Annotated in this window: 19 protein-coding genes and 1 pseudogene; 1 reads left to right on the top strand and 19 read right to left on the bottom strand. The window is 40.0% G+C overall.

Features of this window, described 5'->3' with window-relative positions; translation table 11 throughout:
* Nucleotides 1–92: 92 nt before the first annotated feature.
* The 17 genes and pseudogenes from CS562_RS03955 to CS562_RS03870 all read right to left on the bottom strand — a co-directional run bounded on the left by CS562_RS03955 (nucleotide 93) and on the right by CS562_RS03870 (nucleotide 15,556).
* Nucleotides 93–1,529 carry an MFS transporter gene (locus CS562_RS03955; protein ID WP_218966721.1) on the bottom strand — a complete coding sequence of 479 codons (1,437 nt, stop codon included), beginning with the start codon at nucleotides 1,527–1,529 and terminating at the stop codon, nucleotides 93–95.
* Nucleotides 1,530–2,162: 633 nt separating this feature from the next.
* Complete coding sequence (locus CS562_RS03950) at nucleotides 2,163–2,618, bottom strand: rhodanese-like domain-containing protein (RefSeq protein WP_306553644.1); 456 nt, start codon at nucleotides 2,616–2,618, stop codon at nucleotides 2,163–2,165.
* Between the two features lie 640 nt (nucleotides 2,619–3,258).
* On the bottom strand, nucleotides 3,259–3,924 hold the full coding sequence (locus tag CS562_RS03940; protein ID WP_099853782.1) for a carboxymuconolactone decarboxylase family protein: 666 nt from the start codon (nucleotides 3,922–3,924) through the stop codon (nucleotides 3,259–3,261).
* 36 nt (nucleotides 3,925–3,960) lie between these two features.
* Complete coding sequence (locus CS562_RS03935; RefSeq protein ID WP_099853780.1) at nucleotides 3,961–5,061, bottom strand: flavin monoamine oxidase family protein; 1,101 nt, start codon at nucleotides 5,059–5,061, stop codon at nucleotides 3,961–3,963.
* 98 nt (nucleotides 5,062–5,159) lie between these two features.
* Nucleotides 5,160–5,930, bottom strand: a complete 771-nt coding sequence (locus CS562_RS03930) for an SDR family NAD(P)-dependent oxidoreductase (RefSeq protein WP_099853779.1) — start codon at nucleotides 5,928–5,930, stop codon at nucleotides 5,160–5,162.
* 140 nt (nucleotides 5,931–6,070) lie between these two features.
* Complete coding sequence (trxA, locus tag CS562_RS03925) at nucleotides 6,071–6,388, bottom strand: thioredoxin (protein WP_099853777.1); 318 nt, start codon at nucleotides 6,386–6,388, stop codon at nucleotides 6,071–6,073.
* A 146-nt stretch (nucleotides 6,389–6,534) separates the two neighbouring features.
* Nucleotides 6,535–7,668 carry an N-acetyl-alpha-D-glucosaminyl L-malate synthase BshA gene (bshA, locus tag CS562_RS03920; protein ID WP_099853775.1) on the bottom strand — a complete coding sequence of 378 codons (1,134 nt, stop codon included), beginning with the start codon at nucleotides 7,666–7,668 and terminating at the stop codon, nucleotides 6,535–6,537.
* A 149-nt stretch (nucleotides 7,669–7,817) separates the two neighbouring features.
* Entirely contained in the window at nucleotides 7,818–8,780 is a 963-nt protein-coding gene (locus CS562_RS03915) for a zinc-binding dehydrogenase (protein WP_099853773.1), read from the bottom strand.
* An 830-nt stretch (nucleotides 8,781–9,610) separates the two neighbouring features.
* A complete protein-coding gene (locus tag CS562_RS03910; protein ID WP_099853771.1) occupies nucleotides 9,611–9,877 on the bottom strand; it encodes a hypothetical protein in 267 nt (88 codons plus the stop codon).
* Nucleotides 9,878–10,043: 166 nt separating this feature from the next.
* Nucleotides 10,044–11,096, bottom strand: coding sequence for an NADH:flavin oxidoreductase (locus tag CS562_RS03905; RefSeq protein ID WP_099853769.1), 1,053 nt, complete (start codon nucleotides 11,094–11,096; stop codon nucleotides 10,044–10,046).
* A 27-nt stretch (nucleotides 11,097–11,123) separates the two neighbouring features.
* The gene (locus tag CS562_RS03900) at nucleotides 11,124–11,855 is read right to left on the bottom strand and encodes a DsbA family oxidoreductase (protein ID WP_099853767.1); all 732 of its coding nucleotides are present in this window, start codon (nucleotides 11,853–11,855) and stop codon (nucleotides 11,124–11,126) included.
* Nucleotides 11,856–11,980: 125 nt separating this feature from the next.
* The gene (locus CS562_RS03895) at nucleotides 11,981–12,655 is read right to left on the bottom strand and encodes an SDR family NAD(P)-dependent oxidoreductase (protein ID WP_099853765.1); all 675 of its coding nucleotides are present in this window, start codon (nucleotides 12,653–12,655) and stop codon (nucleotides 11,981–11,983) included.
* Between the two features lie 155 nt (nucleotides 12,656–12,810).
* Nucleotides 12,811–13,368 carry an OsmC family protein gene (locus tag CS562_RS03890; RefSeq protein WP_099853763.1) on the bottom strand — a complete coding sequence of 186 codons (558 nt, stop codon included), beginning with the start codon at nucleotides 13,366–13,368 and terminating at the stop codon, nucleotides 12,811–12,813.
* 114 nt (nucleotides 13,369–13,482) lie between these two features.
* Nucleotides 13,483–13,821: a bacillithiol system redox-active protein YtxJ gene (gene ytxJ, locus CS562_RS03885; protein WP_099853760.1), complete on the bottom strand. Its 339-nt coding sequence runs from the start codon at nucleotides 13,819–13,821 to the stop codon at nucleotides 13,483–13,485.
* A gap of 256 nt (nucleotides 13,822–14,077) precedes the next feature.
* Nucleotides 14,078–14,419 carry a thioredoxin family protein gene (locus CS562_RS03880; protein WP_099853758.1) on the bottom strand — a complete coding sequence of 114 codons (342 nt, stop codon included), beginning with the start codon at nucleotides 14,417–14,419 and terminating at the stop codon, nucleotides 14,078–14,080.
* Nucleotides 14,420–14,808: 389 nt separating this feature from the next.
* Nucleotides 14,809–15,160: pseudogene (locus tag CS562_RS33315) on the bottom strand (FAD-dependent oxidoreductase); the annotation flags it as partial.
* A 108-nt stretch (nucleotides 15,161–15,268) separates the two neighbouring features.
* Complete coding sequence (locus tag CS562_RS03870; protein WP_099853754.1) at nucleotides 15,269–15,556, bottom strand: hypothetical protein; 288 nt, start codon at nucleotides 15,554–15,556, stop codon at nucleotides 15,269–15,271.
* Between the two features lie 410 nt (nucleotides 15,557–15,966).
* Here CS562_RS03870 and CS562_RS03865 point away from each other — a divergent pair, with 410 nt between their 5' ends.
* Nucleotides 15,967–16,635: an ArsR/SmtB family transcription factor gene (locus tag CS562_RS03865; protein ID WP_099853753.1), complete on the top strand. Its 669-nt coding sequence runs from the start codon at nucleotides 15,967–15,969 to the stop codon at nucleotides 16,633–16,635.
* Nucleotides 16,636–16,855: 220 nt separating this feature from the next.
* Here the strand turns inward: CS562_RS03865 and CS562_RS03860 are convergent, their stop codons facing one another.
* Nucleotides 16,856–17,434: a TetR/AcrR family transcriptional regulator gene (locus CS562_RS03860; protein WP_099853751.1), complete on the bottom strand. Its 579-nt coding sequence runs from the start codon at nucleotides 17,432–17,434 to the stop codon at nucleotides 16,856–16,858.
* A 105-nt stretch (nucleotides 17,435–17,539) separates the two neighbouring features.
* Nucleotides 17,540–18,310, bottom strand: coding sequence for an SDR family NAD(P)-dependent oxidoreductase (locus CS562_RS03855; RefSeq protein ID WP_099853749.1), 771 nt, complete (start codon nucleotides 18,308–18,310; stop codon nucleotides 17,540–17,542).
* Nucleotides 18,311–18,521: the final 211 nt, after the last annotated feature.

The raw sequence follows: 18,521 nt of genomic DNA, 5'->3' as shown, positions 1-18,521 counted from the left end.
AGATTCTGTAGTTAAGTGCCTACAAAGTAAAAAGCACTTATTCATTGTTTAAACGAATAAGTGCTTTTTACTAAAGAAGGAATCTATTTACTTTATTTCGTAGCCTTTTGTTGAGAACGCCTGGATGAAATATAATTAATCAGTGAAGACAAAACGCCAGCAATTGCTAACCCAGCTACAATGGCAATAGCAGTGTGCATATTGGGTAGTAATTGATTATGTTCGATTGCCTTATGGGTACTATTCAAAACAGCCGTGATAACAGCCAAAGAAATTGCACCACCGATTTGCAAACTTGTGTTAACCAAACCAGAAGCTAGCCCTTGTTCTTCAGGGACGACATCATGTGTTGCTTGGACATTAACACCTGGAAATGCGAAGACAAACCCGATACCAATTAGAATCATAGTTGGTAATAGAAAATTCCAATATGGCAATGCAGGATCTACTCTGAAAAATAATAGGTATGCAACGGATACCAGCACCATACCAAGCAATATGGCCATTGGTGTTCCAACCCGTTTCATTACCCGATCAATTTGTGGCCCAAAAACGACTTGAAACAAGCTTGATGGCAAGAAAGCTAATGCGACCCAGATCGGAGACCAACTAAGCGAGTCTTGCAAATATAGTGTAGCGATAAATTGAAATGCCATAAAGCTTCCCAATAGCACCATTGCGGCAAAATTGGCACTCACCAAAGACATCGAACTGAAAATCCCTAACCTCACCAACGGAGAAGAATGCTTACTCTCTATAATCACGAAACTTATAAACAACAAGATGCTGAGAACCAACAAAATGATAGTTGTGCTGCTGGTCCATCCGATGGTTGGAGCTTCAACAAGTGCATAAACAAGTATCAATAACCCAACTGTAATGGTTAGCGCACCCCATAGATCAAATTGCTTTAATGTCACTGGTTTACGAGATGCTTGAGGAACCAATCTCAGTCCAAAAAGAAATATGAGTATTGCAACTGGACCTGGGGCAAATAAGGTAGCCCTCCAGCTTACTTCAGTCAACAACCCACCGAAAACGAGACCAAGTGCAAAACCAGTCATTCCAATTACCGAATAAATGCTAAGTGCCTTCATTCGATCTGGGCCAGCAGCAAATGCTGTTGCCACGATAGACATACCTGCCGGCACAGTAAAACCTGCAGAAATCCCCTTCAGTAATCGTAGAACAATCAATACTACTTCATTACTAATAAAAGAACTCACGATTGAAGCTATACCAAAAACTGCAACAGCTGTCAAAAACACTTGACGCCTACCAAGCAAGTCGGCAACACGACCTCCTAATAAGAGAAATCCACCATAGCCCAAAATGTAGGCATTCACGATCCATTGCAATGAACCTGTACTAAGGTGAAGTTCACTCCCCATGGAAGGCAATGCAATGTTTACCATGGAAAGATCCACACCATCTAGAAATAAAGCTCCTGAAACAACAAGCAAAAGGCCCCACATACCAAGACTCCATTTGCCTTCATGAGTATTAGACACTACTGTATTATTTGACACAATATCACTCCTTTATTTGATAAAGCACAGCAAGGTGAATAAAAAAACATATGCAAATAATTCAAGTGTTAACAATATCAATTGAATATATGAACGTGAAAAATCGCCTCCTAACCAAAGTGAAATGACAATCTTTTTTGTGAGGGTTAAGCGACTTTAAGCTTAACATTCCCAGTTTTATAAACGTTCAACTATATTGTGTAGCCTTTATTTTTTCAATTTCATTGCCCTTCCTTTGGAATTACATCAGTATATATCAATTTATACAATTATTCAATTGTTTATTTGAATATAATTTTATCTTTTGTTTGTAGTATTTCATGGAGAGAATTATTTATGACTTTGATTTTTTTTTAGCAGCTCTTTCAGCTGAGTCAAGAACACCTTCCAAATGACTTCCCTGCTCTGAACTTGTTTCTGCCCTGATCGAAGAGATGCAATAAGGATTCCTTACTTATAATGGCCCTATCCAACTTCCTTAAATGATGTTGAACACGTTAATAAAATATTCAAATGAATTATTGAACTTAAACTGATTTTTAATAGTTGTCATGATGTAGGTCACAAAAAAATACAGTATCATTAATACTGTATTTTTTGTTCCATGGGATTTTATTTTATTTCATTGAGTAGTTATGCTTCATCACAAGCGTTCCACTCTCGAACCCCTTCTTCAATTCGATAAGCTCTAAAACCCAGTTTTTGTATGTGATCAACAGCTTGAGATGTGAAAGAACAATAAGGCCCTCTACAGTAAGCAACCATTTCTACATCCGATTTATTTAACGTTTTTAGATATTCATCCAGCTGCTCTAATGGTACAGAGATTGCGTTAGGGATGTGAGAAACTTCGTACTCATCCGTTGGTCGAATGTCTAATAGAACGATGTTATCTTTCTTCATTTTGGCTAAGAGTTCTTTTTTAGTAATACTTTTAACGTCTGGGAACTGTTTCTCCAAATCTTCTTTTATTTGTTTGATGTCATATAGCCTGTCTTCACTTAGATTCCACAAAGATAATAAAAACTGAGTAACTGACGGATCACTGATACTATAAATTACGTAGGTTCCTTTTTTATGGCATTTCACCAATTTTGCTTCCAATAAAATCTGCAAATGGCGTGAAACAGCCTGTTTGATTTGCTAAACTTTCAATAGATTTTGGACCGTTCGACAAGAGATCCATAATTTCCAATCGTTTTATCACTGGACAAACATTTTCTAATTCTTGAAAACTGATGATACAGACGGTCTTTGATATCTGTATTGTGGATTTTGAACTTTCATATATTAAACCCGTTTCACGGAATATCCTTCCTAAAATTAGCATAAGTTACAGAAGATTAATAAGTGCTCCCACAAAAACAAAAGTATGTCTTTGTTCTGCTTCGCGTTGGTCGCCTCTGACTTGGTCTTGGTACCGATTCTTGTCTTGCACTACGGCTATCGCTTCATCTCTAGATTCTTTTTTCCGATATAACAGAATGGACAAGCGATATCAGACCAAATCTCAATGTTCATCATGTTCTCCCCTTCATTATCAATTTCTTATTTGTACTAACATACTTCTATAAATGAATATTCTTTTAAAACAGCAATATCAATAATTCTATTTATTAATTGAATAATATAAAAAAAAACATTTTATGCAATAGAATAAACCTCAGTACAAAAACCCCAATCTCTGGATTGGAGCTCTCGAATTTACACTTTTTAAATACGGACTAGCCTAATTCAAAGATTCATCGTAAGCATTTAAAGCATTAACACCATGTGCCATGGCAGATCCCGCCTTCAATGCAGTTGCAACCATGATGGCTTCAGCCATTTCTTCCTTGGACACTTGAGCTTTTTTAGCTGCGTTAACGTGAGCTTCAATACAATATGGGCAACCCGTTACATGCGCAATTGCAATTGCAATAAGCTCCTTTTCTTTTACACTGAGTAGGCCTGCTTTCATTGCTTGTATATCGAAGCTGACAAAGGCTTTAAAAGCATCTCCAGCTAAGTTAGAGTATTCTTTAATCCGATCAAAATAAGAGACTTTGTAAAGCTCATCATCACTCTCGTTCCCATCGTAAGCATTCAAAGCATTGACCCCATGCGCCATTGCAGAACCGGCCTTTAACGCCGTAGCAACCATAATGGCTTCAGCCATTTCTTCTTTTGTAGCTTCCTTTTTAACTTTATTAACATGAATTTCAATACAGTACGGGCAACCTGTGACGTGTGCTACTGCAACAGCTATCAATTCTTTTAACTTATTTGTTAATAGGCCTGCCGCCAAAGCCTTTTGGTCAAAGTCTACGAATGCTCGAAAAGCATCCCCCGACAGTTCTCCATATTCCCCTAGCCGATTAATATTTGATTTTTTGTACAAACTATCATTACTCATAATTAAATTCCCCTTTGTTTAATTTATTTTCAACATTTAGTGATAACGTCTAATCACTTCGTTGACAACACTTTCGGCGGACTGTAGCGCACCTTCAAGATGTCCTCCATGCCCATAAGCCGTCTCAGTACCAGCAAAATAGATATTTTGCAACCAGGGTTTCCCTCCAAGCAAAGGCCCGTAATTAGGATATTCTCGAAGCGGCTCCCCATCTTTCTTAACGGATGTATGTGTGTCAAGGGACCAATCCTTGTAGAGAATGGCTCTTACTTCCTTGGCAAGCGGGCCAAAGAGGCGGGTCAATTGTTCCAACACAAGTTCAAGTAATTGTTCTTTTCCTACACTTATACGCACTTCTGCAGGAATGCCAAAGAAACCAAATAGCGCCCCAGAACCTGTAGAAGGTGAAGCGTCATGAATTTCTTGCAATGGACCCACACGACTTGAAACAAACCCGGAGAGACCTTGATTACGCCAGAATGGGCTGTCATAAACAGCAATGACCTTTGCATGACCTGCCATCCATGTTGGTTTGTCAATAAAATTCGATTTTAAGTCAGATGGAATTTGGGGTATAAAAGTGATATCCTGCTCAACGATACGTGGTGGTAAAGCAATGATAACCGAACTGGCATAAATGCTCCTTCCATCCGTTTGAACCTTTACCCTGTTATTGTCCTGTTGGATCGAAGTTACTTTGGTATTTAAATGAAGTGCTTCTTGTGGCAATTTTGAAGCCAGAGCATCAACGAGAGACTGGACTCCGCCTACTAATCGAAGTGAATACTCCATTGATTCTGTCGATAAGTCATGTTTTTGCGGAGGTTCGTTTCTGGATCGTTCAAAAAGCATGCTACCTTCATTAAACTGCTCAAATGTCTGTAAACCGAATTCATCGACGAGTCGGTTCATGGCCATTTCATATCGCGGCCAGTACCACGTTGGTCCAAGATCAAATTTCCCAAGTTCAGGTTTGTCCTCGACCTCAACACTTAAGACTCGTCCTCCAATACGATCTCGTGCTTCCAATACGATGAACTTTATTCCTTGTGCACTGAGTAAGGAAGCTGCTCGCAGTCCACTTAATCCTGCACCCACGATGATTACAGGATCATCCCTATTTATTTGTTTTTCCATGCGTTTGCTCCTTTATTGTTTTCCATGGCTCTTGAAACCCGATCGCTAATGAAAGATCGGGGCTAACCACTTATCGTGATTACCCCCAAAAAAAGATTTTATCGTAGACGCGCAGTGATGCCGCCATCCAAAGGCATAACTACACCGGTGATCCAGGAAGCCGAATCACTAGCCAGGAACAAGATAGCTTCTGCTACATCTTTTGTTGTGCCATTTCGTCCGATGGGATGAAAGGCATTAAAGCTTGGTAGTACTTCTGCGACTTGTTCTTCTGTCATGAAGGTATTGTAAATCGGCGTTTCAACCACTGCAGGGGCTACAGCATTCACTCGGATGTGATCTCCAGCCAATTCAACCGCCAGGTTTCTAGTCAGGGCATGTCTTCCTGCCATCGCTGCCGAGTATGCGGATGATGGTGTAGCTTCGACCGCTTGGATCGCCCACATGGAGCCGGTATTCACAATCGCTCCACCACCTCTTTTTCTCATTTCGGGAATCACTGCTTGCGAAGGATAAAACGTTCCTTTCACGATAATATCCAGATACGATTGCAGATCATCCGCAGTATGATCCATGAACGGCGTTGGATTAAATTTCCCAGTGTTATTGATCAGTATGTCTACTCCACCAAAAGCCTCCACTGCAGCTTGGACCAGTTTTTTTGATGTTTCTTGCAAGCTGATATCCCCAGCTACTGCAATGACTTTCTTGCCACTTGGGTCAATCTCCAAAGCCGTTTCTTTTAGAACGTCTTCGCGTCGACCATTAATAACCACATTTGCTCCTTCTTCAAAAAAACGTTGTGCTGTTGTTTTTCCAATCCCTGTTCCTCCGCCAGTGACAATAACCGTTTTGTTTTCAAATTTCATTTTGTACATCTCCTTGTAGTGTTTTGTTATTTTACCTACTGATAGGTAGGATATTTTCAGATATTGTAATTATAATTGGATTAACGATAATCGGCAACACATTTTTGGAGTGATGCCGATTATCTATATATGATCGGTTATTACACCGTTAGTTTAAGGATTTTCTCCTTTAGAACATCTTTTTGATTAACACCAACCATAGTGTCGACCAATGCCCCATCCTTAAACAAGAGCAATGTTGGAATGCTTCGGATACCAAATTGTCCAGCCAACTCGGTTTCTTCATCCACATTGACTTTCGCCAGAGTTGCCGTTCCTTTCATTTCGTCAGCTAGCGCCTCTACGATTGGCAGCTGAATTTTACATGGCCCACACCAAGGTGCCCAGAAATCAACCAATGTAACACCAGACTGAATTTGATTATTGAATGTTTTTTTTGTTAATGCAGTTGCACCCATAAAAGAATACCTCCTCATATTGATAAGTCTCACTCAATTGTTTAATGTTCAATTGAATAATTGAATTATAAATCAAGCAAGTATCCGTGTCAAGTATATCTTGAATGAATTAAAAACGCTTTGCTCTGGATTAAATTTATTGTTTCTCATTTACCTATAACAATGTAATAAATATATTCATACTCAGCCAAAATCCGATCTGTACTAAATTTCAAATGAGCTCTATTCACACATGCATTTTTAAATTCATTGTACTTTTTCTTATCAACAAGTAACTCGATTGCTTTTTTTTCCATTTCACTAATATTACCTACCGAAGCGAGATAACCCGTTTCCCCATTAATAATCAGTTCAGGTAGCCCGCCAATGTGTGAGCCAATAGTAGGAACACCACAAGACATAGCTTCTAATGCAGTTAATCCGAAGCTTTCCATCTCTGAAGGGAGAAGCAGCAAATCAGCGATCGAGATTATTCTTGCAATGTTTTCTATTTTGCCAAGAAAATTGACTCGACTCTCAAGCCCCTCGATTTGAACTCTGTTCTGAATATTAGATAGTTCCGGCCCTTCACCTACTAGCAATAACCGGCTTGGAACTTCCTCATTTACTTTTTTGAAAATGCCAAGGACGTCTGTTACTCTTTTAATCGGTCTAAAATTGGACACATGGATTAGTATTTTTTCTCTGGTATCAGCAAACTCTTTACGCAAGCCGTTTAGTGATTGAGGATAAAAAATTCGCTGATCAACAAAATTATATATTAGATTAAATTTATCTTGAGAAATATGGAGTAACTCGCTAGTTTCATTTATCAAGTCTTTAGAAACTGCCGTTATAGCGTCACTCGAGTTTAGCGCTAACCGAATGAGGTCTTTATTTATTTCGCTCCTAGCCAGAACGGTGATATCTGTTCCATGGAGAGTAGTCACCACACGTAAGTTCCCTCCTAGGATTTGTTTCGCTAAAAAGGCACTGATGGCATGAGGGTATGCATAATGTACGTGAACTAAATCTAGTCGATGCTCTATAGCTACTTGTGCAATTTTACTGGCTAGTGCAATCTCATATGGTGGAGAACGAAATACATAATAATTACTAACTTCTACTTTATGATAAAACAAATGGTTATACGGTTGATTTAAGCGAAATGGAAGACCAAAGCTTATCATGTGTATCTCATGACCTTTTTCAGCAAGTAATTTCCCTAATTCGGTTGCTAGTATTCCTGAGCCTCCAAGTGTTGGATGGCAGACTATACCAATTTTCAAGGGTGTTACCACGATAGATTTCCTCCAAATAATAGGTTTTGTGAATGCCCTTAATTTTTTTGTGAAAATAAAGAACCTCAGAGTTAAAATCACTCGAGGTCCATAAAGCAACATATGCAAAACACTTGCCTCAATGGGTCAGTTTTTAAACTGCTTTGTTATCATGTAGACATACTCAATACTGCCCGGAAACGAGTTTTTGCTGACATCATTTTTTCATAGGCTTCGCTGGCCTTTTCCAATGGGAACACCTCAATCATAGGACGAACGTCAGTTAGAACGCTGAAGCGAACTGCATCATCAATTTCCTTAGCCTGTGCAGTAAATGAACCTTTCACAGTATAAGGTCCTTTCAAGAAATCCATAGCTGACAATTCCAAACGTTCTCCGGAACCAGCTACGATAATGAGTTCACCATTTTTTTTCAAACCATTTACCAATGAAGAGATTACTTTAGGATTTGGTGCCGTAGCAAGAATGACTTTAGCCCCGCCCAGAACCTTCAAAACTTCCGCAGGATCTTCTTTATCGGAATCGATGTAATGATGAGCACCAAGCTCTCTTGCAAGTTTTTCTTTATCACTTCCACGAGAAATAGCCACCGTTTGGTACCCAGCTTTTTTGGCATATTGAACTGCAAGGTGACCGAGACCACCAATACCAGAGACCGCAACCAAATCCCCAGGACGTGCAGAACTATTCCGCAATGCACTAAATGTTGTTTCACCTGCACACATTAGCGGTGAAGCCTCTTCAGAGGAAACCTCATCGGGAATTTGAATTAAAGCGTCTTCGAAAACAACCACGTACTCAGCATATCCACCGTCCATGGTTAAACCTGTTACATGATTATGTCCACCGTGGAAGCCAATGCCTACACGTTGTCCAATATCCCATTTTGTTGATCCATGGCCTAGTTGCTCCACGCTACCAACGATTTCATGTCCAGGAATTCGTGGATATTCAGATGCTCCTCCATTAATCGCCATAGAGTCTCCGTTACATACTCCACACGCTTCTATCCGTAAAAGTACTTGTCCTTCACCAGGAACAGGTACAGGAATCTCAACTAACTTCATCGGTTCACCTTTAGCAGGAACCTGTATTGCACGCATCATTTTCATTTCAGTTGCCTCCTTGAGATTTGTATGGGACTTCCTTAGTATAGATGAGGATCAATAAATATTCAATTATATAATTGTATATTTGAATTTTAGCTAATGCCGTAGTGTCAGTAATTAAATTCCAACCCAAGTCAAGAAATGCATGAACGAGCATTATTATTAATCCCCTTAGGACAGCGGCTTCTAAGGTTGCTGATATTCTATCGATACTAATCAAGTGGTGATGAAACCGGGAGAATACTAAGAGCTTTTATTTTTTTTATTTTGGAATGAAGAATCTGGCATTAACCCAATACCCTTCCCGGAGCAGCTCCTCTATCACAAAAGAAAACGTTAACCGAATATGATGATTTTTATGTTCTACGGGAAAACAAGTTGGACCAGGCAAAAATGAGATTTTTCTTCTTTGCCTATACAAGAATATGGTGGGATTGCATCCACGAAGGAAGGCTGATCCAAATGTTAACCTACGGGGGAAAGTTTCGATCTAATTTGAAATCCTTTGGTATCGCTTACTTTTCTATGGAACACGTATCTGTACGGTGGCTCCTCAGCCAAGAAGGCTTGTGAATGACAATCCGTATTGTGGCCCATAATTCAACTGAATCCGCTCTTGAATGTTCCAGATGCCAAAGCCACCCGTGCCTTTGCTCATTTGCCTGTTTAGCACATTCTCCAACACCTCTTTTTCCATACCGATACCGTGATCACTGATATCTACGAGTAAATCTCCCTTCTCTTCTACAGCGGTACACGGATCACGCCCTTCTCCGAATCCTGCTCCAAAATGCCATGCAAGATCGCATTCTCAATCAGAAGCTGAAGAATGATTATGGGTACCTCATAACTAGCAGCTCCAGTGGAACCTTCAGGATCAGCGTGATTGCGTTATTAAATCGCATATCCTGAATCGAGAGTTCACCGATCGCATCTTGATAGGCCGGAAGCGGAGTGATATGGAAATTGCCGTTCTTGACCTTGCGCACATGCCGATTAAGCTGCATACGTTTGGTTGCTGAACCGGCAACAGAATTCGCTGTCCATTGAACTCCAGACTGTCCGACCAGGTGTTGGTTGCCGTTTGTACTTTGGTACATGCACATTTGTGCAGGAGTTTAAGATAACCTCTCCATTTCCAACCATATTATAGGAAAATCGCCCATAATCCATTCTTATGGGCGATTTCATTTAAGAGAAGTTGTGAGAGAAGCTCTTCGTAAATAGATAACATATCGATTGATTTTGACAAATTTAATACTCCATTTAATACAAAGTGTCGAGTGCCTCACGCGTAAACGGAAGTAATTCTTCTGTCCGTCCATCACGAATCTTGTTTACCCAGTTAGGGTCAGCCAATAATGCGCGCCCCACTGCGATCAAGTCAAATTCTCCACGTTCTAATCTCTCGATCAAGGCGTTAATCGAGGTGGCTTTACCATTAGAATGTTCCCCGGTAGCAAAGAAATCCACGAAATCAGCGCCCTCAAGACCAACAGATCCAATTGTAATTGTCGGCTTTCCTGTCCATTTTTTAATCCATCCGGAGAGATTTAGTTCCGAGCCTCCAAATGCGGGCTCCCAAAAGCGACGAATAGAGGCATGAAAGATGTCAACGCCTGCATCAACTAATGGTGTTAAGAAACGTTTGAGTTGTTCCGGAGTTTCAACTAATTTTGCAGTATAGAAAGCATATTTCCACTGTGAAATCCGCAGCCCAATTGGAAATTCGGGTCCAACAGCACGCCGGCAAGCTTGGATGACCTCACTGGCAAATCGAGTGCGTTTGACGAGGTCCCCACCGTATTCATCAGTACGCGTGTTTGTTTTCTCCCAGAAGAACTGATCGATTAAGAATCCATGTGCTGCCATAATCTCGATGCCATCGAAACCAACCTTTTTAGCATTGGCTGCTGCCTGTTCGAAGGCTGCAACAAGTTCCGAAATTTCCTGTTTGGAGTAATCATTAACGTTCCCTCGTACGCCCATATGCCATATTTGAGAGAAAATTTTTCCATCGGCCTCGTGTACCCCTTCAACCACTTTTGACCAACCGTTGAGTGCATCTTCTCCATATAAGTGGGGTACGTTCTCCTGATTGGATACCACATCACGATGATTGATAAACGTACCCTCTGTTATGATAAGTCCAACACCATTTTCAGCTCTACGACGGTAATAGGCAGCAACATCCTCTCCAGGTGCTCCATTTGGAGAAAAGTTTCGAGTCATAGGTGCCATTATGATCCGATTAGAGAGCTTCAGATTTCCCATTTCGAACGGTTTAAACAGAGCTTCAACGGATTGAAAATTATTCATAAAGACCTCCAGTCATTCATTCGTTTATCATTTTTTTCTGGGTGGAATTGCACAACCCTCATCCGTACATAACCCTTCACCGGCTGTTTCATTCGATAACACTTCAAATCTGGTTGCCGGACGCCCTTCTTCCAGTATTTTTTCCAGCACTTGAGAGAAGACTTCTGCCGGTTGCGCGCCTGAAAGGGCATATTTTTCATTGAAGATGAAGAAGGGTACCCCACTTATGCCGTATTCACGAGCTTGCTGCTGATCTTCTCTTACTTGATCCGTAAACCCAGCTTTATCGCGTAATGCTTCCAATGCCTCTTCCCTGTTGAAACCTGATGCTTGGGCAATATCCGCCAATGTTTCGATGTCCCCTACATCCTTAGACTCTGTAAAATGGGCATTGAGCAACTTGTCATTCAATGTTGCTTCTTCTTCTCCTTGTGTTTTTGCCCATTTCAGTAAGCGATGAGCATCCAATGTATTCGTTGACTTCAGACGATCTAAATTAAAGGATAGTCCTACGTTTTCGGCTTGCTGCGTTAAGTGGTTCAAGAACTGTTTTGCTTGTTCCATCCCGCCAAACTTAGGCGCTAATTTTTCCATATAGCTTTTCCCATCGTACAAAGAAGCTGATGGATCAAGTTCAAAACTTTTATATTCAATTCTCACTTGATCTTTACTTGGCAATTGAATCAGTGCCTGCTCTAAATTCTGTTTTGCAATATAGCAAAATGGGCATGCAATGTCAGACCAGATTTGAATTTTCATTTTCCCCATCCCTTTCAGATAATAATTATTCGTCGATTAGAACCAAATCATCCACCCTAATCTGAGATCGACTGTAGAAGGAATCATATCGGAGTAAATTGATCTATTAGGAATATTAATTTAATTCAATACAATACTTGCATAATACCCTTAGGGAACGTTTCTTCTGCCTCTGCTCTTTTCTCATATAGACTGTACCAAGCCTCCGCTACCTGATCCGGATCAAAACCTGTACCCTTCTTGATCAAAGGACTGATGGATAAATGACCAACAAATACCCCCATAGGAAGTAAACGTTCGTGCAAATTAAGAATATAGTTTCGCAATCCTGACATGGCTATACCTGAATTTCCAAACATGGGACTTGGACTCATTGCTGAAAGGTCGCTTGTGAAAAGTATTGCCCCTTCGCCTCGTTCAGTCATTTCTGGGATGACTTGTCTTGCAGAATTAATAGCTCCGATGACTACATTATTGAAAAGTTGAATAACGCTCTCATCTGTTGTTTCCAGCACAGGGAATACAGAGACATTTCCATTATGGGGACTAAACTCCAAAACATCTATTGTGCCATACGTATTTTTAATTTGCTGAAATGCCATGGAAAGTTGCATTTTGTTTGTGATATCGGCAGCAAAACCCTGAGCTTCAATCCCCATTTGGTTTAACTGCTCAGCATATTGATTCAGCTTTTCCTGTGTTCTTGAAACCAGAGCAATTCGAAACCCGCGCTTTCCAAAAGTCTTGGCCAGTGAGAAACCAAGGCCAGGCCCAGCACCAACTATAACCATTGTTTTCATAATTATCTTTCTCCTCTGAGACGCGTTACCATGTGGCTTGGTGAGAATGCTGAAACCAAAATCATAATATAAATAAGCTTATCATTATTGCCGAATAAGGCTCTACAAACAACTGATTCTTTAGCGGCTTATAGGCTGCTGATTATTAATTATAATTATTCAACAACAAATTCACTATTGAGCTGGATCGCATTTGCAATGTTCCAACGGTTAGGAGATGTACGTTTGACGGTTTCATGAATTCGATTCCATTTTTCTTGAGTCCCGTCGCCAGATACAACCACTGTATATTGTAGTTCTTCATATCCAGGTTTAATGTTCTCATCCAGTCCAAGGAATCCGCGAAGATCCAATTGGCCTTTAGTTTCAATCCTCAACGATTTCAGATGGACATTCTCTAATGAAGCTGCTGCCACATAACCAACAATCATACATGCGTTAAGCGCTGCCAAAAGATACTCTTGTGGGTTAGCAGCGAGATTCTCACCTAATAATTCGGCTGGTTCATCAATTAAAATCTCAAAATCTCTCTCAAGCTTCTGCTCTCCAAGCTTCATTTTCTTAATGGACGAAGCTGACTTTGTGCCTCCATTCCACTCCGTTGTCACTTGAAATTTCGCTATCCCATTATTTGAGTTCTGCACTACAGCTCCTGCAAACTGCTTCAGGGCGTCTACGTTGATTCCGTTAATAAGTTGAGAATTTGTGTTCATTTAATATCTCCTCATCTTTCTTCCTAATATTTAAATTACAATGGATTACGAATTAAAACTACCTACTAGAAGGTAGTTTTATAATTTATAAGCCTTTATCTATATCAAATCCATTTAGTCCAAAACTGCTCTTATATGTTGGCTTGTGACTGCCCAGTGTGATGCCGCCCAGTATTTTTCCTTATCCTTTATTAAAATGATTTGTGGCGATTCATGTTTAAAGTTTAAATCATCTGCAATCTTATTCGATATAGGACGGGACTCGATCACTTTAACAAGAAAATAATCCAGTTTACCATTGGGCGTCGCTTTTAAATATTGTTCATATTCCTTAAAAGCATTAGCGCTCACGGGGCATGTTGTACTGTGTTTTAAAATAACCTGACCTCGTTCCATGGATTGTTCAAAAATAGTGTCCCACTCTTCCAAGGTCGTAACTTCTTTCCATTGCATTTCTGGTTTCCCTCCTTCCAAAGTGTATTATCAATTACAATGTCCTGCATCATTATTCAATTGATGATTTGAATATTAAAGTAGTTTTTTCATTCAGTCAAGGACTTTTTTTATTGTTAACAGCTTTCTTTCTTGTATTTAACTATCGAATATTTTAAACATGATACGCAATAGAGTAGGGAACTCTATTGCGTATCATGTTAAACAGATCGTTTGGGTAAAAAGCCCGTTCTCTGAAAAGAATTGTTTCATTTTTTTAAGAACGTGTATTGTGAATCTCCACTGCACGTTGAAGAAATTGTTCAATCTCTTCCTGAGATTTACGCATCTTATTGACATAGCGGGTAAGTTCTTCACCCCCAGCGAAAGCAACAAAGCTTGGAATACCCATAATGTTTTGTTCTTCACTCACTGTACCAACATGATCTACATCGACTTCGATCAGATTCAAATCTTTTGCAAATTTTTCTTCAACTTCTGGCATAAATGGATCAATGAACTTGCAGTCACCACACCAGTCTGCTTTAAAAACAGCGACTGTGAGTTTGGAAGAGTTAATTGCAGCATCAAATTCTGCTTTTGATGAAACTTTTTCCATGTTATTATCTCCTTTTTAGAAATGATCTAGTTACCATTGCAGTTGATGTTCTTCAGTATAATTGCTTGTCATATCATCTCCGGAATCAATCGTCACTTACCCTAGATGCCAACAGGAACACCATCTTTTACAAGCGTTTGACCTATATGGCAGTCTTTTTCAACTTGTAGAATCAAGACTTCTGCCCTAATGACAATCGTGGATGATCCCCAAGACAACAAAACGTGCGGACGATGTGTGATACTTAAATGATCCCTTTGGCTATATTGCCCGTTTTAGCCATAAAGGATCCGGCAACGGGTACCTTTTGCGATCGAGCATGTATGCCAGTGTCGTCGTATAACAAGCGACAGCTGAGGATATGAGGTGTTGCTGGGGTTCACCTCCACTTCCTCCTTCTCAATGAACTTCTCACTATCTATGGCTACCATAACTTCACTTCCAGCACCAGTAATGGCTTGACGATAGCGAGGATCCTGTACATCTCCATAAGCAAACACCCTGAAAATGTTTGCCATGGATGTACCCGGAACGGTCACAATATAGCCGTCTTTATCCGTTTCAATTCGGCCTTTCAAAAATTTGGTATTCGGATAGTGACCAATAGCTACAAATACACCATGTGCAGGGAGGATTTCCTCTTCGCCCGAGACCATAGTTTCGGACTTTCAATCTGGTCATGCCACTTGGTTCTGCAACAACTTCAACGGGAGACTTGTTCAACGCCCACTCAAGTTTGGTAAAAAAGTCGACAAAGCAATATTGCAGTGTCGACTTTCTCAAGAGAGTTGATTTTTCGTATGAGTTGTATTGCATTTTGAAATGCAACTTTTACATAATACTTACTTCTTAGAATGCGCTATAGATACGAATTTCGGGTTCAGCTTGAAGCAAATCTTTCAGACCTACGACGACATCCTTGTTGAATAGATCGCTTTCCAGGTAGGCTTTAGCGTCGGATTCACTACTGAAGCCGTGGAGAACTTGAACGTCTTCATCACGTACCAGTAATTCTTTTGACAAAGCACCAGAGATGCCGGAAAGGAAAGGCTCTTTAAAGGTTGTATAAACATTAGCTGCTGCCTCGCGTTCGGATACATTCACTTTCAATGTAATTTGAAGATAAGCTTTTTGCATAAGATGTGCACCTCCAGTTATTTAAATCATGTATCGATCAATAAAATCAAATAATCGATCAATAAAATCAAATAATCAATCGATAAATTGAATTATAAACAATCTTCTTGGGCTCGTCAAGTCAGTACCGGATGTCCTAATGTTCAACAGAATGAAATTTGTTGACACCTTGCAACCCGAGCTATTCCTAGTAACTTCATCAAATTACATTTTTTCTACTTGACTATGCTTCTGTACATGTTAAAATTCTAGTAATCAATTGAATCACTTAAAATTCTTTTTTTTGCTTAGCAATGTCAACTTTTGAATATATAGTTAGGTCATATCATTGAACGCAGAGTGCTATACAGAAACCTATTCAAATAGAATTTCTTTCTTTAAAATATGAAAAAGAATTGAGGTTGATCTTAATGGAGGGAATGCTGAACTCTGCAAAGATCTTTAAGGAAGATTTGTATAAACAATTAGCCAGAATTGGAAAATGTTTATCCAGTGACAAGCGTCTTGAAATTTTGAATGTGTTATCCAATGGGTCTAAAACCGTAGAAAAAATAGCCACTTGCACTGAGATGAATATTGCGAATGTATCTCGTCATCTTCAGGTTCTACTCGATGCAAAACTCGTTAAATTTACCAAAAAAGGGACATACGTGATTTACTCATTGGCTGATCCTGAAATTATAGAATTTCTTTCGTCCTTATGGCGAATCAGTGAGAAGCAACTTCCGGACATCGGTAGAATGAAAGAGGATTTCTTGAACAATCTCGATGATGTCCAAACGCTTACGATGGATGAGGTAATGGAGAAACTTAATAATTCCTCTATGGTTCTCATCGATTTACGTCCTAAAGAAGAGTATGAAATGGACCATATTGAAGGAGCAATTTCCATGCCGATGGAAAAGTTAGACGTTTTGATGCGTGAACTGCCCAAAGACGCAGAAATTATAGCCTATTGCAGAGGTCCACTATGTGTATATTCAGCCCTGGCAGCACAAAAATTACAATCTGAGGGGTTCAACGCTTATCGCATGGAGGAAGGCATAAACGAGTGGCAGGAACATTTTCAATTGCATTAATATTGATTACCAAGAACTCAATTTCGATTCTAAAATACTCATTCAGACAAAGCACAATTCATCTTTTAAATTCAGTGCTAAAAAAAGACGACTTCGTGGCCGGTTTTATATGGCTTTGAAGTCGTCTTTTTACTGTATACCCATTGCAGCGCACTCAGCAGGGATTCACCTAAAAAACAACCTGTTCATTTCGAACAAGTTCTATTCTTTGAATAAAAGATTAGCCCATGCGCAGAATCGACATGTAGTTCGTAACGAGCGAGTCATAATACCCAATATCACCTGAGGATCTAGATAGTAACTGCGCCCCCTGAACGAATGCAATAAGGGTTTTGGCTTGTTCAAGTGCCTCATTAGAAAAAGTGAATGCTCCAGATTGCTTTCCTTCATCAAGAACATGCTCTAACCAAGCCGTATTGGCATCAAAAAATAAATTAAGTTCCTCGCGGATCTCCAGTGGAAAAGAATTTAATTCGGCTGCCATCATTGAACATAAACAAAGCTTGGTGTTATTCTCCAACGTTTCTCGATATAACCCAAAAAAGTGTTGAATTTTCTTCAATGAACTAAATGGTTGTTCATTAACTTCCTGAAGCCTGCCCACAAAATCTTTGCGGTATCGGAGAAGGACAGCCTGTACTAAATCTTGTTTAGTGGGAAAGTGATAATGGATACTTGCTTTGCGAATACCGATAGCTTCCGCAATATCTGCATAACTAAAACCGTTATAGCCTCTTTCCTGGACTAATGTTAGCCCAACATCCATAATATCTTGCATTGTGTTTTTTTTTGTATTCATAAAAGCAATCTACCATTCAGTAAATATACTGTCAAGGTAGCTACCTCCTTTTTACAGTTTAAGAAAGGGCCAATCACATGATGTGACTGACCCATAAGAAACGCCTTATCTCAAGCGTGCTGTAACTCCGCCATCTAATGGCATTACGATACCTGTTACCCAAGTAGCCGAGTCACTGGCAAGGAACAAAATGGCTTCTGCTACGTCTGCAGGCGTTCCGTTACGTCCAATCGGATGGAATGCATTAAAGGTTGGTAGCACTTCAGCTACTTCTTTCTCTGTCATAAAGCTGTTGTAGATTGGTGTTTCAACTACAGCAGGTGCAACAGCATTTACCCGGATGTTATCTCCAGCGAGCTCCACGGCCATGTTGCGAGTTAAAGCGTGGCGTCCTGCCATTGCAGCGGAATAAGCAGAAGAAGGCGTCGATTCAACCGCTTGGAGTGCCCACATTGAACCTGTATTTACGATAGCCCCTCCTCCTTTTTTTTTCATTTCCGGAACAACAGCTTGGGATGGATAGAACGTTCCCTTCACGATCGTATCCAAGTAGGATTGCAAATCTTCAGGTGTGTGCTCAAGCATAGGGGCTGGAACAAACTTACCTGTGTTGTTCACAAGAACATCAACTCCGCCAAATGCTTCCACAGCAGCCTGAACCAGTTTCTTCGAGGTTTCAGGCAAACTAATATCACCGGATACGGCCAGCACTCTTTTACCTGAAGGGTCAATTTCCAAAGCAGTTTGATTCAATACATCTTCCCGGCGGCCGTTGATGATCACGTTTGCGCCTTCTTCAAAAAATCGTTGTGCTGTTTTCTTGCCAATACCTGTTCCTCCGCCAGTGACGATTACTGTTTTATTTTCAAATTTCATTGTGTAGATCTCCTTTATCCATTTTATTTTAATTCCAGAAGTGTCTTACTGGATTAATTCAATCCTACCTACTAGAAGGTAGGATGTCAAGATTATTTATAATCATTAATTAAGGCATGGGCATTACATCACTACAAAACCAACAACACCAAGCGATTGTCATTGCCGATTTTGCATTTGGAGTGTAGATGCATTCGATTACTGAGACCAT

It is taken from the genome of Paenibacillus sp. LK1 (genome assembly GCF_002750415.1).
In the GTDB taxonomy this organism is placed as follows: Bacteria; Bacillota; Bacilli; order Paenibacillales; family Paenibacillaceae; genus Paenibacillus; species Paenibacillus taichungensis.
Note: the sequence above shows the minus strand (reverse complement) of the source record. Positions and strands in the feature narration are given on the sequence as shown.